The sequence below is a fragment of the Arthrobacter sp. NPDC057013 genome (genome assembly GCF_042674585.1).
In the GTDB taxonomy this organism is placed as follows: domain Bacteria; phylum Actinomycetota; class Actinomycetes; order Actinomycetales; family Micrococcaceae; genus Arthrobacter.
On the sequence record NZ_JBHUSE010000028.1, the window covers coordinates 39,510 to 66,479 of the forward strand.

Consider the following 26,970-nt stretch of genomic DNA (forward strand, 5'->3'; position numbering starts at 1 on the left):
ATGCAGGAACAGCCAAACGATTCTTTAGACTCCGCAAGAACTGCAACGGAACCCGGGCCCGCCGCGCCGGCCTACGGCCGCCGCTCCGTGGCCGAGGTGCTGGGCAGCGCGGCCGCCAGCCTCGGCGTGCCGGGCTTCGAGAACGTCCTGGGCCTCCCACAGACCAAGCGCGTGTGCGTGGTCCTGGCCGACGGGCTGGGACGCGGGCTGCTCAAGCAGAAAACGGCTCACACACCCTTCCTCCGCGGCGTCCTGCAGCAGGGGCAGGGGGCCGTGCCCGTGTGGCTCGATTCCGCGTTTCCGTCGACTACCGCAGCCTCCCTCGCCAGCCTGGGCACGGGACTCGCTCCCGGCCAGCACGGACTGGTGGGATATGACGTCCTGGATCCGGACCAGGACAAGGTGGTCAACATGCTGGGCAACTGGGATGCCGCCGTTGACCCGCAGAAGTGGCAGCCGTTCCCCACGGTCTTCGAACGTGCCTCCGAACACGTGGCGGTCACCACCGTCAGCCTGCCGCAGTTCGGCGGCTCGCCCATGACGCAGGCGGCGCTGCGCGGCGGCACCTTCGTCTCCGGCACCACCTCCCATGCCCGCACCGCGGCGGCGGCCGAGGCCATGGCGAACGCGGATTCCGGCCTCATGTACTTCTACGTGAACGACCTGGACAAGGCCGGCCACCGGTACGGCGCGCAGTCACCCGAGTGGGAGCACCAGCTCGAGGAACTGGACGCGACCGTCAAGCGCCTGGACGCATCCCTCCCGGCCGGTACTACGGTGCTGGTCACCGCCGACCACGGAATGCTGGACGTCCCGGAGTCCCAGCGACTCGACTACGCCGCCGACGCCGCCCTGGTGGACGGCGTCCGGCACACGGCCGGCGAACCGCGCATGGTGCACCTGTACCTGGAGGACGACGCCGGCGTTGTCGCGCGGGAGCGGTTGCTGGCGGCGTGGCGCGCCCGCTTCGGCGGGCGGATCTGGGCGTTCACCCGGGAGGAAGCCGTGGCTGCCGGGCTCTTCGGTAGGGTCCGCCCCGAGGTCATGGGACGGGTGGGAGACGTGATGGTGGCAGCCAGGGATGCTGTGGCGTTCTACGACACGCGCCGGGTGCGCCCTACGGCGATGGAGGTCGTGGGCCAGCATGGCTCCCTGACCAAGACCGAACGCGAAGTCCCGCTGCTCAGTTTTCAGGCGTCCGGCAGGACAACATCCGGCAAGGCAGGCGGGCGGCGGGGCACCCGTGGCTGAGCTGGTCTTTTTCTCCGGAACCATGGACTCCGGCAAATCCACCCTTGCCCTGCAGATGGACTACAACCACCGTGCCCGCGGCCGCGGCGGGGTGCGTTTCAGCCGCAACGACCGCGCCGGCGAATCCCGGATCTCCAGCCGCCTGGGACTGCAGGCCGAGGCCGTGGAAGTGGTCGACACCACGGACTTCTGGGACGAAGTGGTGCTCCGCCGCACCCAGGGGATCCGGGTGGACTACCTCATCTGCGACGAGGCACAGTTCTATTCGGCCGCGCAGGTGGAGCAGCTGGCACGCGTGGTGGACGAGATCGAGGTGGACGTCTTTGCCTTCGGCATCACCGCGGACTTCCGGACCCGCCTCTTTCCCGGATCGCAGCGCCTGATTGAACTCGCTGACCGCGTGCAGGTCCTGCAGGTTGAAGCTCTGTGCTGGTGCGGCCGGCGCGCCACCCACAACGCCAGGACGGTCGACGGCGTGATGGTCACCGAAGGTGCCCAGGTGGTGGTCGGCGATGTGGACATGGCCGTTGATCCTGCGGCCGGCGCTCAGGACAGCGATGCAGACTATGTGCCGGTGGTGGGCTACGAAACGCTGTGCCGGCGGCACTTCATGCGCCGGGTCACCGCCCATGGCGCCAGCATCATCGCCCAGCAGGACGAGCTGCTCCCGTTCGAGGTGGACGCCTGCCTGTGGCACGGTGCTGGTAAAAAGCGTAGCTAGTTCTCAGTCGCCGCGTGTGCCGAAGACGATCTCGTCCCAGCTGGGAACACTTGAACGCTTCGGCCGGGACGGCTGGCGCTCCGGTTCGTCCCGGTCCTGATCGGCGCGGGGTGCCCCGTGCCCCGGCTGCGGCCGGGTTCCGTCCAGACGGCTTCCTTCCAAGCGGTTCCCCTCCAGCCGGCGGCGGGCATTGCCGCGGCCCAGGAGTTCGTCCAGGCCCGGGTTGGCAGGGCGGCCGGTAACCGGGCCGGGAGGAGGCGGCGCCGGTGAGTCGGACTCCCCGGGCTTGGCCGGAGCAGGGTTGCTGGAAGCGACGGTGCGGCCGGGCACGATGGTGATTTCGCGCGTGTTGGTACTGACGCCGTCGTGAAGCTTCAGCGACTCGTCGTCGGCATCCTCGTGCCGGGGTACCAGGTTGAGGCGGGAGACCATCGAGGGGCGGCCGTCACGCCGCCGGGCCAGAGTGAACTCGGCCGCCGGAGCCTCGGCGCCGTCGTCGTCGTCGTTCTCCTCGGGCTCCGGCTCCTGGTCCGCACTGTCATGTATCGGATCATCAGGGTGCCCGGAATCATCTGCCGGCCAGGAACCATCGGCCGGCGATTCCGGCTCCATGCCGGCAGGTGGTTCCTCTGCCCGCGGGTGGGCGGCCGGCACTCCGTTTGCGAGCAGCATCGCCAGGGCGTCGTCGCTGTCCTCATCGACGCCAAGCCGCTGGCCGCGCCGCGAACGCAGCATGTCCAACAGCCCGTCCGGGTCCTTCTGCTGGTCTGGGCTCGCACCAGTAGCGGCGCCCACGCCGCTGCGGGCCGCTGCCTCCGCGTCGGTCTCGAAGTCGAAAGGCCTGTCGGACACGGCGGACAGCCGGCGGGCAGGAACAGGCCCGTCCAGCGGCTCCAGCTCACTCAGCTGCTGGGCCCAGCGGTTCGCGTTTTGCAGGGACTTGCGGGTGGGGTTGAACGTCCACATCGCGGGCGGTTCTTCACCGATGCTCGCGTGGCCACCGGCTGCGGTTTCAAACTTGGCCACCACCGTCCAGGTGCCGTCCGGGCGGCGCCACGAGTCCCACTCCAGCGTCGTGGACAGGATGCCGTGGGCGGTGAGCCGGTGGGCCACCATGTCACCGAGGGTGGCGGGGTTGTCGCCGAAGGCCGACCGGTAGACGTCGGCCCCCGGTGCGGGGGAGGCGACCTCCACCTTCTGGGCCTGCTGTGCAATGTACGCGCGTTCGGCCAGGACCGGCCCTTCGTACCGCTCCACCTTTTCCTGCGGCATGCCGCAGGCGGCGGCAACCTCGGCAGCGGTGGAGCCGCTGCGGATCTTTGCCTGGATGTCGCGGGGAGACATGGGAACGGGAGGACCCGCGGACGGGCGCGCGGAAGGCCGGCTGGCGGCCAGCCTGAGCGCCTCATTGATCGGCAGCCGGAACATCGCGCCGGCGGTACCGCTTAACAGGAGATGCTCCCCGTCGTCGTGGACGCCTACAAGCCGTAGATCCTGCATACAATCCTCCACCCTGGCATTACTATCATTCGAAACTCTGCCACCCCGCACTCTCTTTTCCCGTTAGGGCAGAGGGCGCGCCGCGATATTCCGGGAGTTTCGGGCTCCTGGACGAGGCAGGGGAGTGGCGTTGGTCCGGGCTCTGGCTTTTCCGCGCAGCCTGGAGAAAAATGTGCGCGTACCGGGCACAAACCAGGTTCATCCGGCGTTGTCCCGGATGAATCATTCGAGCGATTCAACGGAGTGTGAGCAGCAGGCCATGGCGACTGATTATGATGCGCCGCGGAAGTCCGAAGAGGACCTCAGCGAGGACTCGATTGAAGAGCTGAAGACCCGCCGTGCCGAGAAACCGACGGCAGTGGTGGAGGAAGACGAGTCCGATCTCGCCGAAGGCTACGAGCTGCCTGGAGCCGACCTGTCAGGTGAGGAGCTGCTGGTCCGCGTCCTGCCCGCCCAGGCCGACGAGTTCACGTGTGCCTCGTGCTTCCTGGTCCGGCACCGCTCCCAGATCGCCCTGGAAAAGAACGGGCTGCTGTACTGCCGCGACTGTGAAGGCTAGGCGCGGCTATTAAGGCTAGGCGCCGTTGAGCGCAGCGACGAGTTCCTCCGGACGGCGCGTGGAGGTCAGCCAGTAGGGCGTCGGGTCCGACGGGTCGGCGATCTCGATCCTGACCACCGGGTCGATCCACCCGCGGATGCACAGGTAGGCCAGGCCGTTCAGTCGAGTCCCGCGCTCCGCCGTCGCTTCCTTGCCGCGGTACGCCGCAGCCCCGCCGACCAGACCGCGTTCGATGCTGGCCCGGCCCACCTGCAGGGTCCGCGTGGTCACCGTCACCGACGGCGTGGACAGGACCAGCAGCACTGCCTCAATGGCGAACAGCACAGCTGCTGCCGTGAAGCCCGCCGCCAGGCTGATGGGGGCGAAGACCAGGATGCCTGCCGATGCGATCCCGACCGCGACCACCCAGATCCACGCGCCAGGCCACAGCTTTTCGGAGAAAACAACGGTTTCGTCCGGTGAGGACGGGGTGCGGGCAGGGACGGCGGCGCTTGATTCGGGCATGCCCACCAGCTTAGTGGCCAGCAGGAGGCCGTACTGCAATAGGAGGAGCCAGAGCGCGGACGATAGAGTGTGGGACTGTGACTGACGAATCTACGGCCATGACATCCCTCGCCCAGCAGACCCCCGCGACTGCCACTGCCCAGCCGCCCAGGGCGGAGTTCGGAGCACCCACCGTACAGGTGCAGCTGAAAATGCTCGACGACGGCCTGGAAGCGCCGTCGTACGCCCACCCCGGTGACGCCGGAGCGGACCTGCGGGCCCGCGAGGACGTGGTGCTGGAGCCGGGCGAGCGCCGGCTCGTCCCCACCGGTGTAGCCATCGCCCTGCCGGACGGTTTTGTAGCCCTCATCCACCCCCGTTCGGGCCTCGCCACCAAGCACGGGCTCACTGTGGTGAACGCCCCCGGAACCGTCGACGCCGGATACCGCGGGGAGATCGCGGTGACGCTGCTCAACACCGACCGCGAGCAGGCCATTGAACTGCGGCGCGGCGATAGAATTGCACAGATGGTGATCCAGCGCGTGGAGCACGCGCAGTTCGTCGCCGTGGGGGAGCTTAACGACTCTGTCCGCGGTGCCGGCGGGTTCGGCTCCACGGGCGGGTTTGCCGTACCGGGCACGTAACGGCACACCACCGGCTGGGCCGCACACCCGCATTTTCGGGGCGCGCGACACGATCACAACTAAGGAGACAACGCATGGTTTTTGGGCGGGGCAAGAAAGCCAAGAGGCAGGAATCGGCAGAACTGGAGGACGTCCAGGCGGACGCCACCCCGGATCCGGCCGAGAATGCTGCGGACGACCGCAGGGCCAACGGTCCCTTCGACGTCTCCGAGATAAGCAGCCGCGACGGCTACGTGGACCTCGGCGCCCTGCTCATCGCCCCGCGCGAAGGACTTCAGCTGCGGCTTGAAGTCGAGGAAGCAACCCAGCGCGTTGTCGCCGTGACCATGGACCTTGAGGGGTCAAGCCTCCAGCTGCAGGCGTTCGCCGCACCCCGCTCCGAAGGGCTCTGGGACGAGATCCGTGAGCAGATCGGCCAGTCTGTCGGCGGCCAGGGCGGCCAGGTCGAGGAAATCCCGGGGGACTACGGCGTCGAACTCGTGGCCAAGCTCCCGGCCGGCGCCCCGGACGGCAGCCAGGGTTACCGCGTCGCCCGCTTTGTCGGCGTCGACGGCCCCCGCTGGTTCCTCCGCGGCGTTTTCGGCGGCGAGGCCGCGCTGGACCGTGAAGCGGCCGCCGGCCTCGAGGACCTGTTCCGGAAGATCGTGGTCATCCGGGGCGAGAACCCCATGCCGCCGAGGGACCTGCTGCAGCTGCGCCTGCCCAAGGACGCTGCCGGACCCGTGCCTCCCGCAGCGCCGGACCTCCAGCAGCCCGAGCGCGGGCCGGAGATCACCCAGATTGGTTGATGCAGGCGGCCCGCAGGACCAGGCGGTACCCATCCGCGGGCTGCCGGAGCGCGGGCGCGCCCTGTGCCACGGATTCATCGAATCGGTGACCTACGCGCCCGCCTCAGAGGTGGCAGCCTTCGCGGCCATCGTCTCGGACCATGACACCCTTCCCGCGGAGCGGCGCGGGCGGCTGCGTGTCATCTGGCTGGGCCGCCGCCGCATTCCGGGAATCGACGCCGGGACGGAACTCAGGCTCGAAGGCATGCTGACCGTAAAGGAAGGCATGCCCACCATGTTCAACCCCCGCTACGAGATACTGTCCCGCCAGGAGAACCAATGACTTTGCCTGAGAACCCTGATTCGGGACCGGGCCGCGAAGAACCCAAGCCCGCACCGGAAACCCCGGGTTTTGCAGGGCTGGCCGAGGACTACGCGTCCAAGGCAGGACTGCACCGCACGCACGACGGCCGCATCGACGTCCTGAAGAGCGCCGGCGGCTACCAGGGAATCGCCGAGAGCATCCTGCCCGGCCTCGTCTTCCTGATCGCCTTCACCGCCACCACCGCGCTCACGCCGTCGCTGATAGCCGCGCTGGGTACCGCAGCCGTCTTCACCGTGGTCCGGCTCGTGCAGCGCCGCCCGCTGACCCAGGCGCTGGCCGGCGTCGTCGGTGTGGGCATCTCAGCCTGGCTCGCCAACACCACCGGCAAAGCCGAGGACTTCTACCTCCCGGGATTCCTGACCAATTCGGCCTACATCGTGGCCATGGTCATCTCCATCGCCGTCCGCTGGCCGATCGCCGGCCTGCTGTTCGGATTCATCCGGAACGAAGGCCTGGACTGGCGCAAGGACCCGGCCCGGGTCCGCGCCTACCGGCTGGGCACGTGGATCATCGTCGGCGTTCTGGCGCTGCGCCTGCTGGTTCAGGTTCCCCTGTACCTGATGGGTCCGGACGGGCTGGCGGCGTTGGCCACCACCAGGCTCATCATGGGTGCACCGCTGTACATCCTCGGCGTGTGGATCGCCTGGCTCGTCACGCGGCCAGCGGCAACGCCCGACGGTCAGCCGTCGAAGCCGTCGTCATCCAGCTGATCTGTCCGGGCCACCTGATCTGTCCGGCCCGGTTGGTCTGCGGTTGCCGGCGCCCCGACCGTGGCCGCTCCGCCCTGCGCCGGGCTGCCGGGCTCCTGCTGTCCGCCGGACGCCTGCCCTTCACCTGACTCCTGCTGTCCGCCGGACGCCTGCGCTTCACCTGACGCCTGCCCTTCACCTGAACTGGGTGACAGCAGCTCGCGCAGCTGGTCTTCGGCCGCGATGGTGGTGACGAAGAACAATTCGTCGCCGCCATCGATGACGTCGTCCCGGCTGGGCGTGATCGGTGCCTGGTCCCGCAGAATGGCCACCAGCGTGGAGTCGTCCGGCCAGTCGATGGCACCCACCGTGAGCCCGATGGCGTGGGAGTCATGCGGCACCGTGAACTCGACGATGGAGGACACACCTGTCTGCAGGGTCAGCAGCCGGACCAGGTCGCCGATCTCCACGGCTTCCTCCACCAGCGCAGTCATGAGCTGCGGTGTGTTCACCGCAACGTCCACGCCCCAGGAGTCGTTGAACATCCAGTCGTTTTTCGGGTTGTTAACGCGCCCCACAGTGCGCCCAATGCCGAACTCGGTCTTGGCCAGCAGGGAGACGACGAGGTTCACCTTGTCGTCTCCGGTGGCGGAAACCACCACGTCGGCGTCCTCGAGCTTGGCGTCCTGCAGGGTGCTCAGCTCGCACGCGTCGCCCACCAGCCAGTGCGCCCCGCGCAGGCCGCTGCGCCCGATCACTTCGGGCTTGAGGTCAATGAGCAGGATCTCGTGCTTGTGCGACAGCAGCTCGCGGGCAATCGAGGAGCCGACGCTTCCGGCCCCGACGATGACGACTTTCACTTAGGACTCCTTGGCGGGTGCTTTGGCGAGGATGTGGGCGACTTCGGACGTGCGGTCCACCCGCAGCATGGCATGCACAGTGTCGCCGTCCTGGTAGGAGGTGCCCGCGGCAGGCAGCATCCCCTCGCCGAACCGGGTCAGGTAGGCGACCCGGACGTCGGCCACCTTTTCGATGGAGGAGACCGGATGGCCCACCCATTCGGGATGCAAATCCAGTTCGGCCAGCACGAGGCGGCCGGACGGGTCGCGGAAGTCCCCGGCGAGGTGCTGTTCGGGAAGGATGCGGCGCAGGACCTGGTCGGCGCTCCAGCGCACCGCGGCCACCGTGGGGATGCCCAGGCGCTGGTAGATCTCGGCGCGGCCGGGGTCGTAGATGCGGGCCACCACGTGCGGCACATGGAATGTCTCGCGTGCCACCCTGGTGGCCAGGATGTTGGAGTTGTCGCCGCTGGACACGGCCGCGAAGGCATAGGCGTCCGCAACGCCGGCCTGCTTCAGGGTGTCGCGGTCAAAGCCGACGCCGGTGACTTTCCGGCCGGTGAAGCCCGAGCGGAGGCGGCGGAAGGCGCGGTCATCCTGGTCGATGATGGCCACCGAATGGCCGGCATCCTCGAGCGTGTGCGCCAAGGTGGCCCCAACGCGTCCACAACCCATGATCACGAAGTGCGCCACGCGTTCTCTCCTCAACTGTTCGCCGACTGCTCCGTAAGACTCTACCGCCGGAAACCTGCCATGACATCGCGTGCGAATCAGACTAACTTTGTGTGGTGCTGACAATTCTGAATGCCGTGAAGCGCGTGCTGGTGGGAAGGCCCTTCCGGAACGACAGGATGGCCCACACCCTCCTGCCGAAGAGGATCGCGCTCCCCATCTTCGCCTCGGATGCATTGTCATCCGTTGCCTACGCCCCCGATGAGATTCTCCTCACGCTGGCCCTGGCCGGCGTGAGCGCGGTGACCATTTCCCCGCTCGTCGGCCTCGCCGTCATGGTGGTCCTGCTCACTGTGGTGGCGTCCTACCGGCAGAACGTCCATGCTTACCCGTCCGGCGGCGGTGACTACGAGATTGCGAACGAGAACCTGGGAAAGTACGCGGGACTGACGGTTGCGTCCGCCCTGCTGGTGGACTACGTCCTGACCGTCGCCGTGTCCATGTCCTCGGCGGCCACCTACCTCACTACTGCCATCCCGTCCCTGCATGGACAGCAGGCACTCATCGCCACGATTGGCGTGGTGATCCTGGCGCTGGTCAACCTGCGCGGCATCAAGGAGGCCGGCAGCGTCTTCGCGGTGCCGACGTACATCTTCATGGCCTCCATCCTGGGCATGACCGTCGTCGGGATCTTCCAGGCCGTGACCGGCCAGCTGGGCCAGGCGCCGTCGGCGGCGTTCACGATCGTCCCCTCACCCGACTTCGACCAGGGACTCGTAGGCCTTGCCGGCGCGTTCCTGCTGCTGCGCGCCTTTTCCTCCGGCGCCGCGGCACTGACAGGTGTGGAGGCCATCAGCAACGGCGTGCCGAACTTCCAAAAGCCCAAGAGCAAAAACGCGGCCACCACCCTTCTGCTGCTCGGCATCATCGCCTCGGCCATGCTGGCAGGGATCATCTACCTGGCCAACGCCACCAAGGTGCACATCGTGCTGGACCCGGCCACCGAGTTCCTGCTCAACGGCCGGCCCCTTCCGGAGGGGTACATCCAGAACCCGGCGATCAGCCAGATTGCGCAGACCATCTTCGGCTCCGGCTCTATTCCGTTCTACATCGTGGTCGCGGCCACCGGCGTCATCCTGGTGTTCGCCTCCAACACCGCCTTCAACGGCTTCCCGGTGCTGGGCTCCATCCTGGCCCAGGACGGCTACCTGCCCCGGCAGCTGCGCACCCGCGGCGACAGGCTCGCCTTCAGCAACGGCGTGCTTGCCCTGGCCGCCGGCGCGCTGGTGCTCATCCTGTCGTTCAACGCGGATGTGACCAAGCTCATCCAGCTGTATATCGTCGGTGTTTTCATCTCCTTTACGGCCAGCCAGCTGGGCATGGTCCGGCACTGGGGCCGGGAGCTGAAACTGGCCAAGGACAAGGCCGTCAAACGCCGGATGCTCAAGTCGCGAACCATCAACATGATCGGCTTCGGCATGACCGCCCTGGTGCTGGCGATCGTGCTCATCACCAAGTTCGAGCAGGGCGCCTGGATTGCCCTGCTCGCCATGTTCGTCCTGTTCCTCATCATGTGGAGCATCCGCGCCCACTACGACAACGTGGCCAAGGAGTTGGCGGTGGACGAGGACTCCTCGCCGCGCGCCCTGCCCACCCGCGTGCACGCTGTGCTGCTGGTGTCGCATGTCCGCAAGCCCGTGCTCCGGGCGCTGGCCTATGCACGGGCGTCCCGGCCGTCGCGGCTGGACGCAATCACCGTGGACATCAACCCCGAGGAGACAGCCCACACCCTCGCCGACTGGGAGAAACTGGAGATCCCGGTTCCGCTGACCATCCTCGCCAGCCCCTACCGCGAGACGGTCACGCCGATCATGGACTACATCAAGAACATGCGCCGGGACTCGCCCCGGGACCTGATCGTGGTCTACATCCCCGAGTACGTGGTGGGTAAATGGTGGGAGCAGCTGGTGCATAACCAGACAGCCCTCCGCATCAAGACCCGGCTCCACTTTGAGCCGGGCGTCATGGTTGCCAGCGTCCCCTGGCAGCTCAAATCATCCGAAGAAGCCAAGAGACTGCAGGACATTCAATGAGCCCGGACACCCAGACCACCTCCACCGGACTCGAACTGGTGGTCGACGTCGGCCCCGTGGCCCACGGCGGACACTGCGTGGCCCGGCACGAGGGCCGCGTGGTCTTCGTCCGCCACGGCATCCCGGGGGAGCGGGTGCGGGTCCGGCTCACCGACGCCGAGGAGAAGGCCAAGTTCTGGCGCGCGGACGTTGTTGAAGTCCTGGATGCCTCGCCGGACCGGGTGCCGCACTTCTGGCGGACCGCCGACTCCGCCGGCTCCTGGGCCCACGGTCGCCCGCCGGTCGGCGGCGCCGAACTCGGCCACGTGTCCCTGCAACGCCAGCGGAGCCTCAAATCGGAGGTGCTGGCCGAGCAGCTCCGGCGGCTGGCCGCCGTCGAACTTTCCCCGGACGTGGAAGCGGTCGGAGCAGCAAGTTCCGGGATAACGGACGACGGCGGGGCCGGACTTGGGTGGCGCACCCGCGCCAGCTTTGGCGTCACCAAGAATGGCCGGCTGGGCATGCACGCCCACCGCTCCGACCAGGTGATCCCTGTGCAGGAGATGCCGCTGGCCGTCGACGGAATCAATGCCCTGCGGCTTTGGGATGTAGACCTTCAGGGCATCGAGCGGGTGGAGGTGGCCGCACCCGCCAACGGCTCGCGGCCGCTCGTGCTGCTCGCCCCGGCCCCCGGGACGCGCGCCAAACGGCTGAACTCCATCCTGTCCCAGCTTCCCGTGGACGTGTCCGTGGCCAGCTACGACCCCCTCAAGAACGAAACCCTGCAGCTCCGCGGCCGGACCTGGGTGCAGGAATCTGCGGCCGGCCACGACTACCGGGTCACGGGCGCCGGGTTCTGGCAGATCCACCGGGACGCACCGGAAACCCTTGTGGGCGCGGTCACCGGATTCCTCCACGACGGCGGTTTCCTGGAACCCGGCGCCGCGGTGGCGGACCTGTACGCCGGTGCGGGCCTGTTCACGGCCCCGCTGGCCGACGCGGTGGGGGAGACCGGGTCTGTGCTCTCGGTGGAGGGCGCCCCCGGCACCAGCCGGGACGCCCGGAAAAACCTGCACGGTGCACCGCAGGTGGAGATCGTGCAGGGCAAGGTGGAACGGGTGCTCCGCCAGCGGCCCCGCCAGTTCGACGCCCTCATTCTCGACCCGCCGCGGGCCGGTGCCGGCAAGACCGTGGTCAGCCAGCTGATCGACTCAAAGCCCCGCGCCATTGCCTACGTTTCCTGCGACCCGTCGTCGTTCGCACGCGACATTGGTTACTTCCAGCAGGGCGGCTGGGAGCTGGCCGGTCTGCGGGCGTTCGACCTGTACCCGCACACCCACCACCTGGAGACTGTGGCACTGCTGACTCCCCGCGGCTGATGCCACTACTATGGGGCTCGTAGTCCCATGTCGCGCCCGTGTTCCCGGCTGACCACGCAGTTTGTTACTGCCTGCACTAATTAGGCTGCCCTAACTAGCAAGCGGTCAACCGCGCGACAAAGATGAAACTGTTGCGAGAGGAGTCCTGCGATGAGCACTGTGGACAGCTTCGGTTCAAAAGGCAAACTTAATGTTGCCGGAACCGAATACGAAATTTTCCGGTTGAACTCCGTTGAAGGTTCAGACAACCTTCCGTTCAGCCTTAAGGTACTGCTTGAAAACCTGTTGAGGACCGAGGACGGCGCGAACATCACTGCCGATCACGTCCGCGCCCTGGCAGGATGGGACCCGAATGCCCAGCCCGACACCGAAATCCAGTTCACGCCCGCCCGCGTGATCATGCAGGACTTCACTGGTGTCCCCTGTGTGGTGGACCTTGCCACCATGCGTGAGGCTGTCAAGGAGCTCGGCGGTGATCCGAAGAGGGTGAACCCGCTGGCTCCGGCCGAGATGGTCATTGACCACTCCGTCCAGATCGACGTTTTCGGCAACTCCGGCGCACTGGAGCGCAACATGGAGATCGAATACCAGCGCAATGGTGAGCGCTACCAGTTCCTGCGCTGGGGCCAGACCGCGTTCGACGACTTCAAGGTCGTCCCGCCGGGAACCGGTATCGTGCACCAGGTCAACATCGAATACCTGGCCCGCACCATCATGACCCGCGAAGTGGATGGTGCGCTGCGTGCCTACCCCGACACCTGCGTCGGCACCGACTCGCACACCACCATGGTCAACGGCCTGGGCGTGCTCGGCTGGGGCGTCGGCGGCATCGAAGCCGAGGCTGCCATGCTGGGCCAGCCGGTTTCCATGCTGATCCCGCGCGTTGTGGGCTTCAAGCTCAGCGGCAGCATCCCTGCCGGCGCCACCGCCACCGACGTGGTCCTCACCATCACCGAGATGCTCCGCAAGCACGGCGTTGTTGGCAAGTTCGTGGAGTTCTACGGCGAAGGCGTTGCCGCGGTGCCGCTGGCCAACCGCGCCACCATCGGCAACATGAGCCCGGAGTTCGGCTCCACGGCTGCCATGTTCCCGATCGACGACGTCACGCTCGACTACCTGCGCCTCACCGGCCGCTCCGAGGAAAACGTTGCCCTCGTGGAGGCCTACGCCAAGGAACAGGGCCTGTGGCACGATCCTTCCCGCGAGCTGCGCTTCTCCGAGTACCTCGAGCTGGACCTCTCCACCGTGGTTCCGTCGATCGCCGGCCCGAAGCGTCCGCAGGACCGCATCGAGCTGACCGAGGCCAAGGACGAATTCCGCCACGACCTCAAGAACTACGTCACCCACGACGCCGACGCCGGCACGCTGGATGAGTCGCTGGAGGAAAGCTTCCCGGCTTCCGACCCGCCCTCGTTCACCACCGGCGGCACGCACGTGACCGACACCGACCGTGTTCCGCCGAAGTACTCCGCCGCGCACGGCGCCGAGGGCCGCCTTTCCAGCCCCGTCGCCGTGAAGATGGAGGACGGCCGCGAGTTCGACCTGGACCACGGAGCGGTGACCATCGCGTCGATCACCTCGTGCACCAACACGTCCAACCCCTCGGTCATGCTTGCCGCCGCGGTGCTGGCACGCAACGCCGTGAACAAGGGCCTCACCGCCAAGCCATGGGTCAAGACCTCCGTCGCCCCCGGCTCCAAGGTGGTCACCGACTACTACGAGAAGTCGGGCCTCACCCCGTACCTGGAGAAGCTGGGCTTCTACATTGTGGGCTACGGCTGCGCCACCTGCATCGGCAACTCCGGTCCGCTGGAAGCCGAGATCTCCGAGGCCATCCAGGCCAACGACCTCGCCGTCAGCGCCGTGCTCTCGGGCAACCGCAACTTCGAAGGCCGCATCAACCCGGACGTCAAGATGAACTACCTGGCCTCCCCGCCGCTGGTCATCGCCTACGCCCTGGCCGGTTCCATGGACTTCGACTTCGACACCGACGCCCTGGGCAAGGACGAAGCAGGCAACGACGTCTTCCTCAAGGACATCTGGCCCAACCCGGTCGAGGTCCAGGAAGTCATCGACTCCTCCATCGACAAGGAGATGTTCGCCAAGGGCTATGAGGGCGTCTTCGAGGGCGACGACCGCTGGAAGGCACTCGACACCCCGGCCGGCGACACCTTCGCCTGGGATGAAAAGTCCACGTACGTCCGGAAGCCCCCGTACTTCGAGGGCATGAAGGCCCAGCCGGAGCCCGTCCAGGACATCACGGGGGCCCGCGTGCTGCTCAAGCTCGGCGACTCCGTCACCACGGACCACATCTCCCCGGCCGGTTCGTTCAAGTCCGACACCCCCGCCGGCCAGTACCTCCTGGCCAACGGCGTGGAGCGCAAGGACTTCAACTCCTACGGCTCACGCCGTGGCAACCACGAGGTCATGATCCGCGGCACGTTCGCGAACATCCGCATCAAGAACCAGCTCCTGGACGGCGTGGAGGGCGGCTTCACCCGCGACTTCACCCAGGCTGACGGCCCGCAGGCTTACGTCTACGACGCCGCCCAGAACTACCAGGCAGCCGGCACCCCGCTGGTGGTCCTGGCGGGCAAGGAGTACGGCTCCGGTTCGTCCCGTGACTGGGCCGCCAAGGGCACCGCACTGCTGGGTGTCAAGGCCGTCCTCGCCGAGAGCTACGAGCGCATCCACCGCTCCAACCTCATCGGCATGGGCGTCCTTCCGCTGCAGTTCCCGGCCGGCGAATCCGCTGCCACGCTGGGACTGACGGGCACGGAAACCTTCGCCGTTGAGGGCGTCACTGCCCTGAACGAAGGCACCACGCCCAAAACCCTCAAGGTCACGGCCACCGCCGAGGACGGCTCTTCCAAGTCCTTCGACGCAGTGCTCCGCATCGACACCCCGGGTGAAGCGGACTACTACCGCAACGGCGGCATCCTGCAGTACGTGCTGCGCCAGATCTCCGCTAACTAGCGGGATTCAGCCGGGCCAGGCCCGGTAAGCAGCGATGAGGCCCCGGCCGGTCAGCAGACCGGCCGGGGCTTCTGCGTTGCGGGCAGTACTGCCCCACGCACTTGCACTGCCTCGCGCGTTTGCGCGGAGGCGTTAGAGTTAATAGGCATGTCTACCAGCCGAAGGAGGGGCCGTTGGGAATCTTGGAGACCATCCGGAATCCGCAGGACCTGAGCAAGTTGTCCGCGGCGCAGCTGGATCAGCTGGCCGCCGAGATCAGGGAATTCCTGATCGGCAACGTCTCCCAGACGGGAGGGCATCTGGGTCCCAACCTCGGCGTCGTCGAACTGACCATGGCGGTGCACCGGATCTTCGATTCGCCCCGGGACAGCATCGTCTTTGATACCGGCCACCAGTCGTACGTGCACAAGCTCCTCACCGGACGGCACGACTTCAGCACGCTCCGCCAGCAGGGTGGCTTGTCCGGCTACCCGGACCGGGCCGAGTCCGAGCACGACATCGTCGAAAGCTCCCACGCCTCCTCCTCGCTGTCCTGGGCCGACGGCATTTCCCGCGCCCGCCAGCTGACCGGCGACGGCGACCGGTACGTTGTCGCCGTCGTCGGGGACGGCGCGCTTACCGGCGGCATGGCCTGGGAAGCCATCAACAACATCGCGGCGGACAAGAAGCGCCGCGTCGTGATCGTCGTGAACGACAACGGCCGCTCCTACGCGCCCACGGTGGGCGGCTTCGCCGACTACCTGGCGTCGCTGCGCCCCACCATCGATTCCCTCCGCGCCGCCCCCGCCTACGAGGGCGCCCTGGACTGGTGGAAGAAGAAGCTCCAGAACGGCGGCCCCGCGGGCCAGTTCACCTACAAGAGCCTGCACGCCATGAAAAAGGGCATCAAGGACTGGTGGGCCCCGCAGGGCATGTTCGAGGACCTCGGCATGAAGTACATCGGCCCGGTGGACGGCCACAACCTCCAGGCCATGGAACACGCCCTCTCCACTGCCAGGAATTACGCCGGCCCGGTCATCGTGCACGCCATGACCGAAAAGGGCCACGGGTACGCACCCGCCCGTGCCCATGAAGCGGACCAGTTCCACGCCGTCGGAATCATCGACCCCGAGACGGGGGAGCCCGCAGAAGCCGGCGGCGCGAAGTCCTGGACGTCGGTCTTCGCCGATGAAATCGCGGACATCGCCGACGAGCGCAAGGACATCGTCGGCATCACCGGCGCCATGCTCATCCCCGTGGGGCTGCACAAGTTCGCGGCACGTCACCCGGAACGCGTGTTCGACGTCGGCATTGCCGAACAGCACGCCCTCACCTCCGCCGCCGGCATGGCTTTCGGCGGGCTGCACCCGGTGGTGGCCGTCTACGCCACCTTCCTCAACCGTGCCTTCGACCAGCTCCTGATGGACGTCGCCCTGCACAAGGCCGGTGTAACGGTCGTCCTGGACCGCGCCGGCGTCACCGGCCCCGACGGCGCCAGCCACCACGGGATGTGGGACATGGCCATGGTCCAGATCGTTCCCGGGCTGCACCTGGCCGCACCGCGCGACGCCACACGGCTGCGCGAGGAGCTCCGCGAAGCCGTCGCCATCGAGGACGCCCCCACTGTCATCCGCTATTCCAAGGGAACCGTCGGCGCCGAGGTCGAGGCCATCGAACGGCTCGACGACGGCGTGGACGTGCTGTCCCGCCGCCCCGCCGGCTCCACCGAAAACGACGTCCTGATCGTCAGCGTTGGCGCCATGTCCGAGCTGGCGCTGAACGTCGCCAACCGGCTCGGTGCCCAGGGCATCAGCTCCACGGTCGTCGACCCGCGCTGGGTGCTCCCGGTCCGGAAGTCGATCATCGCCCTGGCCGCCAGGCACCGGCTCGTCATCTGCATCGAGGACGGCGTCCGGGCGGGGGGAGTCGGATCGCGGATCCGCCAGGAGATGCGCGCCGCCGGTGTGGACACCGCCCTGAACGAGGTGGGACTGCCGGTCGAATTCCTGGACCACGGAACGCGGAGCCAGGTGCTGGAACGGGTGGGCCTCACCGCCCAGCAGATCACCCACGACGTCGTTGCCCAGGTTCTCGGGACCAAGGTCCCGTTCGCGCGTCCGCTGCCCGGCCAGGAACACCCCACCACGGGAAGCCTGCCCAAACTGTGAGGGAGCCCGATTCCCTGCAGCCAGGCGAACTGGTGGTGTCCCGGAACCGCAAGTGGGACGGCACGGCCCATTGGGTGGTGCCCGGCCGCTACCTCGGCGAGGATCAGCACGGCTGGTGGATCTTCCAGCCGGCCAACGAATTCTGCTCCCGCCCCGGCGCCGCCTTTTACACCGCCTCCGACGCCGTGCTCCTCGTACCGCGGACCGGGGAGTTTGTGGTCACCTTCTACGACGACACGTACCCGGGCGACTTCCGCGTCTATGTCGACCTGGCCACCGGCCACGAGTGGCGCCGGATCAAGCCCGGCCTAACGGAATTCCATGTCATCGACATGGACCTGGACGTCATCCGCTCGGTGAACCGCGGCGTGTTCGTCGACGACGAGGACGAATTCGCCGAGCACCGGCTCCGCATGGAGTACCCTGAGACGCTGGCGCGTGCCATGCAGGCCGAGTGCGACTCACTGTTCCTGGCCGTCAAGGGCCAGGATGCGCCTTTTGACGGCACCGATACCACCTGGTTTACGAGAGGACGGGCATGAGCGGAATTATCCGGGTCTACAAGCGCGATGACGAGGGGACCCTGCTCTTCCGGGAAGCCTGGTACGACGAGGACTACAGCCAGTTCGTCATGAACCACGGCGCCGTGGGCCACCAGAGCAAGACCCAGGAGACCGACGTTCCGGACGCCGATGCCGCCGAACGCCTGATGGATGCCTTCGAGATGGCCTGCACGGAAGACGGCTACGCCGAGATTCCGGACGAGGAACAGTATTGGGTGGTGGCCCAGTACGCACTGAAGACCAGGGAAGGCACCAGCCGCGACCGCTACCTCGAGGAAAAAGCCAAGGACGCGCTGTCCGGCCACCTGGCCTGGCGCGGCCTGGGCATTGTGGACCGCTCCGAATTCGGTGACGCCAAGCTGAATATCTTCTGCCTTTGCCCGGACGTGAACAAGGCCGTGAACGCGATCAAGGTCTGCATCCGCGGCGAGGACCTCGACTTCACCAAGCTGAGCATCGGCGCCGCCCCCTACGGCGACCTCTCGGCCCTGAAGGTCAAGCATTCGCCCAAGCAGGTGACCAGCTTCACCCTCTAACCCATTTTCTCCACCTAATCCAGCATTACCCAAGGCAGTTCAAGCACCTCACGCAGTCGCAGCATCTCAAGCAGTCACAGCACAAGGGAAGGCAGAACGTCATGACAAAGAAGTCAGCCCAGCCGGGCCGCACGCCGCTTCCGCGGGGCCTCGCCTCGCCCGACCGCAGAATCCTTGCCCATTCGGGTGTGGAGTCCCTTGAACAGCTGGCGCAGTTCGGCCGGCGCCAGCTGGCGGCGCTGCCGGGCATCTGCCCGCGGACCCTCGCCCAGCTCCAGGATGCGCTGGAGGAGCACGGCCTGGACTTCGCCTCCGCCTGAACCGGTCCTGCAGGCAGGTGGGCAACGGCCCGCCGTGAAGCGGGCTGGATCGGCCGCCCGAGGGAGCTGCCGCCTGCGCCGTTATAGGGTGATTCCATGACTGAATACCGCCGTCTTGGAAAATCCGGACTGACCGTCTCCGTCGTGGGCCTCGGCTGCAACAACCTGGGCCGGACAAACACGGTGACCGAATCGCAGGAGGGGACGGACGCCGTCGTGCATGCCGCGCTCGACGCCGGGGTAACCCTTTTCGACGTCGCGGACACCTACGGCCGCGAGCCGGGACTCAGCGAAACGATGCTCGGCAAGGCCTTGGGGGCCAGGCGCGACGACGTCGTGGTGGCCACCAAGTTCGGCATGGACATGCGCGGAGCCAACGGTGAGGACTTCGGCGCCCGCGGCTCGCGCCGCTATGTCATCCGGGCCGCGGAGGCCTCGCTGCGCCGGCTCGGCACGGACTACATCGACCTGTACCAGTTCCACACGCCCGATCCCCAGACGCCGATCGAGGAGACCCTGGACGCGCTGAACGACCTCGTCACCAGCGGCAAGGTCCGGTACATCGGCCACTCGAACCGTGCCGGCTGGCAGATCGCCGAGGCTGAATTCGTGGCCCGTGCCCGCGGCGGCGCCCGGTTTGTCTCCGCGCAGAACCACTACAACCTGCTGGACCGCCGCGCCGAGCAGGAGGTCACACCGGCTGCCGAGGCGTACGGGCTGGGTGTGCTGCCCTACTTCCCGCTGGCCAACGGCCTGCTGACCGGCAAGTACGCGCAGGACCAGGCGCCGGAAGGCTCGCGCCTCAGCCACACGCGGACCAACCTGGTGCACGACGCCGACTGGCAGCAGCTGAAGGCCTTCAGCGCCTTCGCCGCGGCCCGTGACCTGACCGAGGTCCAGGTGGCGTTCTCCTGGCTGGCGGCACAGCCGTCGGTCAGCAGCGTGATTGCCGGCGCCACCCGCCCGGAACAGGTCCGGCAGAACGCCGGGGCAGTGGCCTGGGTGCCGGACCGGGCCGAACTCGACGAACTGGATGCCATCTTCCCGCAGACCCCGAAGGTGGCCCTGTTCTGATGTCGTCCATCCTCATGGATGTTGACACCGGGATCGACGACGCCCTTGCGCTGGTCTACCTGCTGTCCCGGCCGGAGGTCCGGATCGAGGCCATCACGTGCACGGCGGGCAACACGGGTGCCCGGCAGGTGGCGCTGAACAACCTCGCCCTGCTGGAGCTCTGCGGCCGGGCAGGCATTGAAGTCGCCATGGGCGCGGAAGTGCCGCTGGAGATTCCGCTGGTCACCACCGAGGAAACCCACGGGCCGCAGGGGATCGGCTACGCCGAGCTTCCGCCGCCGCAGCAGGAGATCTCACCGCGGCATGCCGTCGACGTGTGGGTGGAAACGGCCCGGGCACGCCCGGGGGAGATCACCGGCCTCATCACCGGGCCACTGACCAACTTCGCGCTGGCGCTGCGGGCTGAACCTGACCTCCCCAAGCTGCTCAAGGGGCTGGTCATCATGGGCGGCTGCTTCAATTATCAGGGCAACACGACGCCGACGGCGGAGTGGAACGTTTCCGTGGACCCGCATGCGGCCGGGGAAGTCTTCGCCGCCTACAGCGGGCTTCCGGAGGAGAACCTTCCGGTGGTGTGCGCGCTCGAGACCACGGAACGCATCGAGCTGCGGCCCGAGCACCTGCAGCGTCTCGCCGAGGCTGCCGGAGCCGAACCGGAACTTGTCCTGCCCGAACAGCCGGAGGGGCAGCGAAGCCGCTCGGACAACCCGCTCGTGGCGTGCCTTTCTGATGCCATCCGTTTCTACATGGAGTTCCACCGGTTGTACGACCAGGGCTTCATTGCGCACATGCATGATGCCTTCGCCGCCGCCGCGGCCATCGGGCGCACGCCGTATGGCACGCGTCCAGCCACAGTGCATGTGGAAACGGAGGCTCCCCGCCTGGTCGGTACCACCGTCGCCGACTTCCGGGGCATCTGGAAGGAGCCGTTCAACGCCAGGATTGTCACGTCGAACGACCCCTCGCAGTGCTTCGACGAGCTGATCTCCTCGGTGGGGGCCCTGGCCGCTTCAGTGGGGGCGCGGCCGTTTCAGCCGGGACCGTAACACGGCGTGCAGGGGCCGTGGCACGGCGTGCCCGCGGGTCGGTAGGATGGTAGCCGCGCCGAGGTGACATAGGCGCCCGCTTCCGCGTACGCGGAACATCACGCCACGGGTGCGGGACCCGCCGTTTTCAGCCTAAGGATCCACCATGTCACAGCCGTCCCTGACACTTCCTCCCACGGACCGGAAAGCTGCCCGCCGCCGAAGGGTGCTCGAACTGCTCGGTGCTGTTGCCATCGCCGCCACGTTCATTTTCCTGGTCCTCACCCAGCCTGCCGACATCGCGGGCGGGCTCGGCAGCGTCTCGTCCATCGTCGCGCTGGGCGGCTTCCTCCTCGGCGCCCTCCTGCTGATCGTGGGCGTGCTTCCCACCCTGCCCACGTCCACGGTTGTGCTCATCCCCGTGGCACTGGTCCTGAACATCGTGCTGGGACAGCTCATGGGCACCAGCGGCCTGCCGTTCTACCTCGACTCCATCGGCACGGTGCTCATTGCCGTGCTGGCCGGCCCTGCGGCCGGCGCCGCCACCGGCGCCCTGAGCAGCATCGTCTGGTCGTTCTTCAACCCGACGGTCCTGCCCTTCGCTGCCGGCGCCGCGCTGATCGGGTTCCTGGCCAGCGTAGCCGCACGGTACGGGCTGTTCCGCCGGTTCTACCTGGCGCCGGTGGCCGGCTTCGTCACCGGGATCATCGCGGGCGTGGTGTCCGCTCCTATCGCAGCCTTCGTCTTCGGCGGCACGTCCGGAGCCGGCACCGGTGCGATTGTCAGCGCCTTCCGGGCCATGGGCGACACCCTGCTGGCCGCCATCACCAAGCAGGCCCTGATCTCTGATCCCATGGACAAGGCCATCGTCTTCGCCATCGCCGCCATGCTGGTCTACGCCCTGCCCCGGCGCACTACGTTCCAGTTCCCGTTCGTCCGCCGCTTCCGCGTCCTGGCCGGCAAGGAACCGGCGGCGCGGAATTCCTGACTCCGGAACCGCCGGCCAGGTGTCCCCGCGCCTCAACCCGATGACCACGCTGACGGCCGCCGTCGCCGTCCTGGTCATTACGACGGCGGCCGACAGTTGGGCGGTATCGCTCACCGTGGCAGCCGGTGCAGTGCTGCTCTCCGCCGTCGCGGGCACCGTCCGCAGGGTCTTGCTGGCCGGGGCTGCCATCATCGTGCCGTTCTGGCTTTCGCTGCTGGTGATCCACGGACTTTTCTTCCCGGAGGGGCGCACCGTGCTCGCCAGCTGGGGTCCCGCCCGGGTCACTGCCGAGGGGCTGGCCTTCGCCGTGGAGATGGGGCTCCGCACCGCAGCCCTCGTCCTGGTGCTGATGGTGTTTTCCTTCAGCGTCCGGGTTCCCCAACTGGTTGCCGCGCTGTCCGCCCGCCGTGTCCCGCCGCAGGTGGGGTATGTGCTGGCGTCCACGCTGCTGCTTGCCCCGCTCGTCGCCGCGCGGCTGGACAAGGTCCGCCAGGCGCAGGAGTCGCGCGGTCTCGTGGTGGGACGGGGGATCGGCAGCCGGGCTGCGGCCATCCGGCTGCAGATGGTCCCGCTGGTGCTGGGCCTGGTTCACGACGCAGGCATCCGGGCCCAGTCCCTCGACGCGAGGGGGTTCCGGAGCGCGGGTCCCCGGTCCAGCTACACGGAGGTTCCCGATTCCGCCGCCCAGGCGGTCTTTCGTACTGTGGCTGTCCTGCTTGCCTTGGCGGCGGTGGGGTGGCGCGTCGCCGCGGCGCTTTCGGCCGGATCGCTGAGCGCCCTTTCTCAGTCCTGTGGTGGCCCTGGATGACTGGTGACAGGACAGAGGGCACCACGCTGCTGGCCTCCATTGACTCGTATTCGTACTACGGTGACGGCAGTCCAGCGCTGCGTGGGGTGGAGTTGGCCGCCGCTTCCGGCACGCTGACGGCGGTGCTGGGCGGATCGGGCAGCGGAAAATCCACACTGGGACGGCTCCTTGGTGCCTGGCTGCTCGGCGGCAGGTATGGAACGCTGGCCGGGAGCCTGCAGTTGGAGGTGGCCGGGCATCCTGCCCAGAGCCGAACGCTGACCTTTGCTGGGGTGCCGGATGATCCGCGGATTGATCCCGGGGCGTGGGCACGGCATGTCGGCTACGTCCCGCAGGACGCAGCGTCCATGCTCTCGGCGGTCCGCGGAACCGTGGCGGAGGAGCTCGCCTTCAGCCTGGAGAACCGCGGAGTCCCGCGGGCCGAGATGGTGCGGACCGTGGCGGATATTGCCCGCCGGACAGGACTCGACGGGCTGATGCAGCGGGACCCCGCAACGCTGTCCGGCGGCGAGCTCCGCCGTCTGGCTGTGGGTTGCGCAGTGGTGGACGGTCCCGGCGTCCTGGTCCTCGACGAGCCGCTCGAGTCCCTGGACCAGGCCGGGATCCGGACGGTCGTAGAGCTGGTCCATGCCGAGACGGCCCGGGGCACAGCCGTACTGGTGCTGAGCCAGCACGCCGACGCGCTGACCCGCGTCGCGGAGCGCTGGCTGGTATTGAAAGACGGGGAGGTGACGGCGGCCGGACCGCCGGGCAGGATCCTGCAGGGTACGGCGCTGGCTGAGTCCGGCGTCGTGATCTCGGCCGCCTGCCTGGACGCGAACCCACGCCCGGAACCGGACTCAGCGCCGAACGCGGAGTCCGGGCCGGCGCCGGAGCCCGGTCTGGAGTCCGGTCCGAGGCCTGCGCCGCCTGCTCTGCTGACGTCTTCCGTGGCGGCTGTTGCCGTTGAAACTGCTGCGGCTTTGGAGCTGGCGAATGTGGCTTTCGGTTTCGGGGCAGGTCAGGTGGATGCAGGGGACAGCCTGCTCCTGCAGGATGTGGACCTGCGGGTGATGCCCGGGGAAATCGTCGCCGTTACCGGGCCCAACGGTGCCGGCAAGTCCACGCTGCTCCGGCTCTTCAACGGCCTGTACCGGCCGTATCGCGGTGACGTCCGCGTTGCCGGGGAGTCCATTGCCGGCGTTCCCACCGGCCTGGTTGCCCGCCGGCTGGGGCTCCTGTTCCAGCACCCGCACGACCAGCTGTTCGAGCGCACCGCGCTGCGGGAAGTCTTGTTCGGGCTGGACCGGCTCTTCAGCACCGCGGCCCAGGAACGCGCATCCGCAGCCTTGGCCGCCGTCGGGCTTGCGGACCTCGACAGCGCCCATCCCCATGAGCTGCCGGCGTCCGGCCAGCGGCTGCTGGCCCTCGCCACCGTCCTGGCGCGCGAACCGTCTGTCCTGGCGCTCGATGAACCAACGGTGGCCCTGGACGCGCACGGCCTGAAGCGGCTCACCGACGCCGTGTCAGCGGCGGCCGGCCGCGGCGCCGCCGTCGTGATGGTTACGCACGACCTCCGGTTCGCAAGGTCCCACGGGCACCGGCTACTCAGGCTCGACGGCGGCAGGCTCCGGCCGCACTGAGCCTCCATGAAGCCGCCGGCCCCTGCCGGCCCCACCCCAGCTGGCGGTACCGAGCGCGAACGGACACCTGAGGCCCCGCCGGCCGGCAGGGTCGCACGTGCCCGTTCGCGCTGTGTCAGGAACGCCGTGTCAGGAACGGTGTGTCAGGAGCGCTGTGTCAGGAGCGGGATGCCACGCCTGGGGGCAGGAACCGTTTGCCGTTGACGCGCTCCGAAGCTCCCACCCTGTCGAGGTAGGGGGTGATCCCGCCGAGGAACATCGGCCAACCGGCGCCCAGGATCATGCAGAGGTCGATATCCTGGGGCGCTGCCACCACGCCCTCTTCGAGCATCAGCCCGATCTCCTCGGCCAGTGCGTCCTGGGTCCGGCGCAACACTTCCTCGGCGGTTGACGGTGTGCTGCCAAAGGACATCAGGGCCGCTGTGGCTGCAGGGATCTCCTGGCCGCCGTCCCCGGACCCGGACCACAGGGAGCGGATGTTGTTGTCGACAAGTTTCTGCAGGTTCTGCGAGACCGGGAAACGGTCCCCGAATGCCGCATGCAGTGATTCCTGAACGTGCTGGGCCACCGGCAGCCCCACCATGGACAGGAGCGTGAACGGCGTCATCGGAAGGCCCATCGGGCGCAGTGCGGCATCGGCAACTTCTGCCGGCGTGCCTTCGTCGAAGGCGGCCGTGACTTCGCCCATGAGCCGCAGCAGGATCCGGTTCACCACGAACGCCGGGGCGTCCTTGACCAGCACGGCCGTCTTCTTCAGTCCCTTGGCGAGTTCGAAAGCCGTGGCGATCACGGCGTCGTCGGACTTTGGTGCCCGGACGATCTCCAACAGCGGCATGACGGCCACGGGATTGAAGAAGTGGAAGCCCACCAGGCGCTCGGGGTGCCGCAGGTCCGCGGCCATGGCCGTCACGGACAGGGAGGAAGTGTTGGTGGCCAGGATGCAGTCCGGCCGGATGATGCCTTCAAGCTCGGCGAAGACCTGCTTCTTGACGTTCAGCTCCTCGAACACCGCCTCGATGACAAAGTCGGCGTCCGCGAACGGCTCCTTGGAGACTGAGCCTGTCACGAGCGCCTTGGCCTTAGTGGCTGTGTCGGCGCCCAGCCGGCCCTTCGTCACCAGCTTGTCCACTTCCTTGTGGACATAGCCAACGCCTTTGTCCACGCGTTCCTGGTCGATGTCGGTCATGACCACGGGAACCCCCAACTGGCGTGCGAACAGCAGCGCGAGCTGGCTGGCCATCAGGCCGGCGCCCACCACGCCGATCTTCGTGACGGGGCCGGCGAGCCCGGGCTCCGGAGCGCCGGCGGGCCGCTTGGCCCGTTTCTGGACGAGTTCGAGGAAGGCGTAGACAGTGGCACGGAACTCGTCCGTCTGCATGAGGCTGGCCAGCGTTTCGCATTCGAGCTCGGCCGACTCGGCCTGGGTCATGGTGCGGTTCGCCGCCATGATGTTCAGTACCTCGGCCGGCGCGGGGGAGGCATTGGAGGTCTTGGCCTCGATGATGGCGCGGCCGGCAGCGACGGCGTCCACCCAGCGCGCGGCGACTCCCGGGTCGGCTGGATCGACGGCGGCTGGCCGTTCGGGTGCTGTACCCGAAACCGCTGCATGCGAAACGGCAGTGCCGGCGACAACGCGCGCAGCCCAGGCGACCGACTGCTCGAGGAAATTCTCCGGCTCGAACAGCGCATCCGCGATGCCGAGTTTGAAGGCTTCGGAACCGGACAGCGTGCGGTTGTTATTCAGCGGGTTCTCGATCATCACCTTCACCGCATTCTCCGGCCCGATCAGCCGCGGCAGAAGATACACACCGCCCCATCCGGGCACCAGCCCCAGGAAGGCCTCGGGAAGTGCAAGCGCCCCGGCGCCCGTGGACACCGTGCGGTAGGTGGACTGCAGGGCGATCTCCAGTCCGCCGCCGAGGGCCACTCCGTTGATGAAGGCGAAGCTGGGAACGCCCAGGTTGGCCAGTGTGGCATAAACGTCGTGGCCCAACTGCGCCATCCACAGGCCGTGCTCTCGCTCCTGCAGCTTTGTCACCGCGGAGAGGTCGGCGCCGGCAACGAAGAAGTTCGGCTTGCCCGTCACCCCCACGGCGGCGATCTCGCCCGCGGCCGCCCGCTCACGGAGTCCTTCGAGGACAGATCCCAGTTCAACGAGCGTGTTGGGGCCGAGCGTGGTTGGTTTGGACGGGCCCAATCCGTTGTCCAGGGTGATCAGGGCCAAAACGCCAGGGCTGGTATGGCCTTCTGCGGCCGGGAGTTCGATGTCCTGCACGGAGGAATGAGTGACCGCCTCATCCGGGAAGAGATCGGCAAGCTTGCGGAATTCTGCGGCGCTCATTCTGTGGCTCCTCATTGAGACTGACATGCGGTCGGTGCCTCAGGATTGCTGGACAGCGGGAGCAGCAGGGGCCGGGCACCGGTGAACCCAACGTTACTCGCGAGTAATATCGGCTGCAAGCGCCGCCCGAGCCTGCCTGATGGCGGCCACGTTTTTGAGGCGAGTGGTTTCTTAGGCTGCTGTGGATGATGACCAGTAGGGCCAAGGATCCGCTGGCAGCGGTGGTTCAGGGCCGTCGAAAGCCATAGGGCACTCAATATCATCATGGTCGTCATTGTCGTCGGGAGGTTCTGAAAGCTCGGGGCATTGGTAGCCGCCCGCGCCAGGGTAGCTGTCTACCCCGTCGAGGCGATCCGGTACATCCGGACGACCTGGCGGTTCCGCCCATTCCTGGCCGGGTGGCAGTTCCCGCCGGTCTTGGCTGGACGGTGGTTCTGGCCAGGTGGTTGGTTCCCAGTCCTGGTATTCGGCCTTGTAGGTCCGGACCCATGGGTGAGATCCAGCCCGGTGGCGTGTCGCGGGTGGCGCCGGCTGGTTGCCAGGCCGTGTTGACCCTTCTATGGGTGTCAAGCGCTGCAGGGGGTAGGGTTTGCTGCGTTGAGTGTTCGG

At 67.6% G+C, this 26,970-nt stretch carries 24 protein-coding genes; 19 read left to right on the forward strand and 5 right to left on the reverse strand.

The window, feature by feature from the left end:
* Window positions 1-1,251 (forward strand): alkaline phosphatase family protein, encoded by a 1,251-nt coding sequence (locus ACFTSA_RS22890; RefSeq protein WP_377954288.1) that lies wholly within the window; start codon window positions 1-3, stop codon window positions 1,249-1,251.
* Window positions 1,244-1,972 carry a thymidine kinase gene (locus tag ACFTSA_RS22895; protein ID WP_377954289.1) on the forward strand — a complete coding sequence of 243 codons (729 nt, stop codon included), beginning with the start codon at window positions 1,244-1,246 and terminating at the stop codon, window positions 1,970-1,972. The genes ACFTSA_RS22890 and ACFTSA_RS22895 overlap by 8 nt, the downstream gene beginning before the upstream one ends.
* Before the next feature lie 3 nt (window positions 1,973-1,975).
* On the opposite strand, the gene sepH is transcribed toward ACFTSA_RS22895, so the two are convergent.
* A complete protein-coding gene (sepH, locus tag ACFTSA_RS22900) occupies window positions 1,976-3,472 on the reverse strand; it encodes a septation protein SepH (protein ID WP_377954291.1) in 1,497 nt (498 codons plus the stop codon).
* A 259-nt stretch (window positions 3,473-3,731) separates the two neighbouring features.
* Here sepH and ACFTSA_RS22905 point away from each other — a divergent pair, with 259 nt between their 5' ends.
* A complete protein-coding gene (locus ACFTSA_RS22905; protein ID WP_377954292.1) occupies window positions 3,732-4,031 on the forward strand; it encodes a DUF4193 domain-containing protein in 300 nt (99 codons plus the stop codon).
* A gap of 15 nt (window positions 4,032-4,046) precedes the next feature.
* Here ACFTSA_RS22905 and ACFTSA_RS22910 read toward each other — a convergent pair whose 3' ends face one another.
* Entirely contained in the window at window positions 4,047-4,535 is a 489-nt protein-coding gene (locus ACFTSA_RS22910; RefSeq protein WP_377954293.1) for a DUF3093 domain-containing protein, read from the reverse strand.
* Between the two features lie 77 nt (window positions 4,536-4,612).
* Here ACFTSA_RS22910 and dut point away from each other — a divergent pair, with 77 nt between their 5' ends.
* From dut to ACFTSA_RS22930, 4 genes are all read left to right on the forward strand, one after another.
* Window positions 4,613-5,158, forward strand: coding sequence for a dUTP diphosphatase (gene dut / locus ACFTSA_RS22915; RefSeq protein ID WP_377954295.1), 546 nt, complete (start codon window positions 4,613-4,615; stop codon window positions 5,156-5,158).
* Window positions 5,159-5,232: 74 nt separating this feature from the next.
* Window positions 5,233-5,946: a DUF3710 domain-containing protein gene (locus tag ACFTSA_RS22920; protein ID WP_377954296.1), complete on the forward strand. Its 714-nt coding sequence runs from the start codon at window positions 5,233-5,235 to the stop codon at window positions 5,944-5,946.
* The gene (locus ACFTSA_RS22925; RefSeq protein WP_377954297.1) at window positions 5,939-6,268 is read left to right on the forward strand and encodes a hypothetical protein; all 330 of its coding nucleotides are present in this window, start codon (window positions 5,939-5,941) and stop codon (window positions 6,266-6,268) included. Before ACFTSA_RS22920 ends, ACFTSA_RS22925 begins: the two co-directional genes overlap by 8 nt.
* Complete coding sequence (locus ACFTSA_RS22930; RefSeq protein WP_377954298.1) at window positions 6,265-7,020, forward strand: DUF3159 domain-containing protein; 756 nt, start codon at window positions 6,265-6,267, stop codon at window positions 7,018-7,020. Before ACFTSA_RS22925 ends, ACFTSA_RS22930 begins: the two co-directional genes overlap by 4 nt.
* Here ACFTSA_RS22930 and ACFTSA_RS22935 read toward each other — a convergent pair.
* Together ACFTSA_RS22935 and ACFTSA_RS22940 are read right to left on the reverse strand one after the other, a co-directional pair.
* Window positions 6,990-7,859: a potassium channel family protein gene (locus ACFTSA_RS22935; protein ID WP_377954299.1), complete on the reverse strand. Its 870-nt coding sequence runs from the start codon at window positions 7,857-7,859 to the stop codon at window positions 6,990-6,992. The two genes, ACFTSA_RS22930 and ACFTSA_RS22935, sit on opposite strands and share 31 nt — an antisense overlap.
* Complete coding sequence (locus ACFTSA_RS22940) at window positions 7,860-8,531, reverse strand: TrkA family potassium uptake protein (protein WP_354261616.1); 672 nt, start codon at window positions 8,529-8,531, stop codon at window positions 7,860-7,862.
* A 95-nt stretch (window positions 8,532-8,626) separates the two neighbouring features.
* Here ACFTSA_RS22940 and ACFTSA_RS22945 point away from each other — a divergent pair, with 95 nt between their 5' ends.
* The 12 genes from ACFTSA_RS22945 to ACFTSA_RS23000 all read left to right on the forward strand — a co-directional run bounded on the left by ACFTSA_RS22945 (window position 8,627) and on the right by ACFTSA_RS23000 (window position 24,020).
* Entirely contained in the window at window positions 8,627-10,603 is a 1,977-nt protein-coding gene (locus ACFTSA_RS22945; RefSeq protein ID WP_377954300.1) for an APC family permease, read from the forward strand.
* Window positions 10,600-11,961 (forward strand): class I SAM-dependent RNA methyltransferase, encoded by a 1,362-nt coding sequence (locus ACFTSA_RS22950; RefSeq protein ID WP_377954301.1) that lies wholly within the window; start codon window positions 10,600-10,602, stop codon window positions 11,959-11,961. Before ACFTSA_RS22945 ends, ACFTSA_RS22950 begins: the two co-directional genes overlap by 4 nt.
* A gap of 150 nt (window positions 11,962-12,111) precedes the next feature.
* The gene (locus tag ACFTSA_RS22955; RefSeq protein ID WP_377954302.1) at window positions 12,112-14,937 is read left to right on the forward strand and encodes an aconitate hydratase; all 2,826 of its coding nucleotides are present in this window, start codon (window positions 12,112-12,114) and stop codon (window positions 14,935-14,937) included.
* Window positions 14,938-15,110: 173 nt separating this feature from the next.
* Window positions 15,111-17,084 (forward strand): 1-deoxy-D-xylulose-5-phosphate synthase, encoded by a 1,974-nt coding sequence (gene dxs, locus ACFTSA_RS22960; protein WP_377954303.1) that lies wholly within the window; start codon window positions 15,111-15,113, stop codon window positions 17,082-17,084.
* Window positions 17,081-17,626: a DUF402 domain-containing protein gene (locus ACFTSA_RS22965; RefSeq protein WP_377954304.1), complete on the forward strand. Its 546-nt coding sequence runs from the start codon at window positions 17,081-17,083 to the stop codon at window positions 17,624-17,626. The genes dxs and ACFTSA_RS22965 overlap by 4 nt, the downstream gene beginning before the upstream one ends.
* A complete protein-coding gene (locus ACFTSA_RS22970) occupies window positions 17,623-18,183 on the forward strand; it encodes a hypothetical protein (protein WP_377954305.1) in 561 nt (186 codons plus the stop codon). The genes ACFTSA_RS22965 and ACFTSA_RS22970 overlap by 4 nt, the downstream gene beginning before the upstream one ends.
* Window positions 18,184-18,284: 101 nt before the next feature.
* Window positions 18,285-18,503 (forward strand): hypothetical protein, encoded by a 219-nt coding sequence (locus ACFTSA_RS22975; protein ID WP_307101406.1) that lies wholly within the window; start codon window positions 18,285-18,287, stop codon window positions 18,501-18,503.
* Window positions 18,504-18,599: 96 nt separating this feature from the next.
* Window positions 18,600-19,577, forward strand: coding sequence for an aldo/keto reductase (locus ACFTSA_RS22980; protein WP_377954306.1), 978 nt, complete (start codon window positions 18,600-18,602; stop codon window positions 19,575-19,577).
* Entirely contained in the window at window positions 19,577-20,623 is a 1,047-nt protein-coding gene (locus ACFTSA_RS22985) for a nucleoside hydrolase (RefSeq protein ID WP_377954307.1), read from the forward strand. The genes ACFTSA_RS22980 and ACFTSA_RS22985 overlap by 1 nt, the downstream gene beginning before the upstream one ends.
* A 145-nt stretch (window positions 20,624-20,768) precedes the next feature.
* Entirely contained in the window at window positions 20,769-21,590 is an 822-nt protein-coding gene (locus ACFTSA_RS22990; protein WP_377954308.1) for an ECF transporter S component, read from the forward strand.
* Between the two features lie 19 nt (window positions 21,591-21,609).
* Window positions 21,610-22,398 (forward strand): energy-coupling factor transporter transmembrane component T family protein, encoded by a 789-nt coding sequence (locus ACFTSA_RS22995; protein WP_377954310.1) that lies wholly within the window; start codon window positions 21,610-21,612, stop codon window positions 22,396-22,398.
* On the forward strand, window positions 22,395-24,020 hold the full coding sequence (locus ACFTSA_RS23000; protein ID WP_377954311.1) for an ABC transporter ATP-binding protein: 1,626 nt from the start codon (window positions 22,395-22,397) through the stop codon (window positions 24,018-24,020). Before ACFTSA_RS22995 ends, ACFTSA_RS23000 begins: the two co-directional genes overlap by 4 nt.
* Before the next feature lie 157 nt (window positions 24,021-24,177).
* On the opposite strand, the gene ACFTSA_RS23005 is transcribed toward ACFTSA_RS23000, so the two are convergent.
* Entirely contained in the window at window positions 24,178-26,361 is a 2,184-nt protein-coding gene (locus tag ACFTSA_RS23005) for a 3-hydroxyacyl-CoA dehydrogenase NAD-binding domain-containing protein (RefSeq protein WP_377954312.1), read from the reverse strand.
* Window positions 26,362-26,970: the final 609 nt, after the last annotated feature.

Bases quoted from the DNA above. Each gene is read 5' to 3' on its own strand.
- ACFTSA_RS22890 (WP_377954288.1), top strand. From the start codon at position 1: ATGCAGGAACAGCCAAACGATTCTTTAGACTCCGCAAGAACTGCAACG.
- sepH (WP_377954291.1), bottom strand. From the start codon at position 3,472: ATGCAGGATCTACGGCTTGTAGGCGTCCACGACGACGGGGAGCATCTC.
- ACFTSA_RS22905 (WP_377954292.1), top strand. From the start codon at position 3,732: ATGGCGACTGATTATGATGCGCCGCGGAAGTCCGAAGAGGACCTCAGC.
- ACFTSA_RS22910 (WP_377954293.1), bottom strand. From the start codon at position 4,535: ATGCCCGAATCAAGCGCCGCCGTCCCTGCCCGCACCCCGTCCTCACCG.
- ACFTSA_RS22920 (WP_377954296.1), top strand. From the start codon at position 5,233: ATGGTTTTTGGGCGGGGCAAGAAAGCCAAGAGGCAGGAATCGGCAGAA.
- ACFTSA_RS22930 (WP_377954298.1), top strand. From the start codon at position 6,265: ATGACTTTGCCTGAGAACCCTGATTCGGGACCGGGCCGCGAAGAACCC.
- ACFTSA_RS22950 (WP_377954301.1), top strand. From the start codon at position 10,600: ATGAGCCCGGACACCCAGACCACCTCCACCGGACTCGAACTGGTGGTC.
- ACFTSA_RS22955 (WP_377954302.1), top strand. From the start codon at position 12,112: ATGAGCACTGTGGACAGCTTCGGTTCAAAAGGCAAACTTAATGTTGCC.
- ACFTSA_RS22970 (WP_377954305.1), top strand. From the start codon at position 17,623: ATGAGCGGAATTATCCGGGTCTACAAGCGCGATGACGAGGGGACCCTG.
- ACFTSA_RS22975 (WP_307101406.1), top strand. From the start codon at position 18,285: ATGACAAAGAAGTCAGCCCAGCCGGGCCGCACGCCGCTTCCGCGGGGC.
- ACFTSA_RS22980 (WP_377954306.1), top strand. From the start codon at position 18,600: ATGACTGAATACCGCCGTCTTGGAAAATCCGGACTGACCGTCTCCGTC.
- ACFTSA_RS22985 (WP_377954307.1), top strand. From the start codon at position 19,577: ATGTCGTCCATCCTCATGGATGTTGACACCGGGATCGACGACGCCCTT.
- ACFTSA_RS22990 (WP_377954308.1), top strand. From the start codon at position 20,769: ATGTCACAGCCGTCCCTGACACTTCCTCCCACGGACCGGAAAGCTGCC.
- ACFTSA_RS23000 (WP_377954311.1), top strand. From the start codon at position 22,395: ATGACTGGTGACAGGACAGAGGGCACCACGCTGCTGGCCTCCATTGAC.
- ACFTSA_RS23005 (WP_377954312.1), bottom strand. From the start codon at position 26,361: ATGAGCGCCGCAGAATTCCGCAAGCTTGCCGATCTCTTCCCGGATGAG.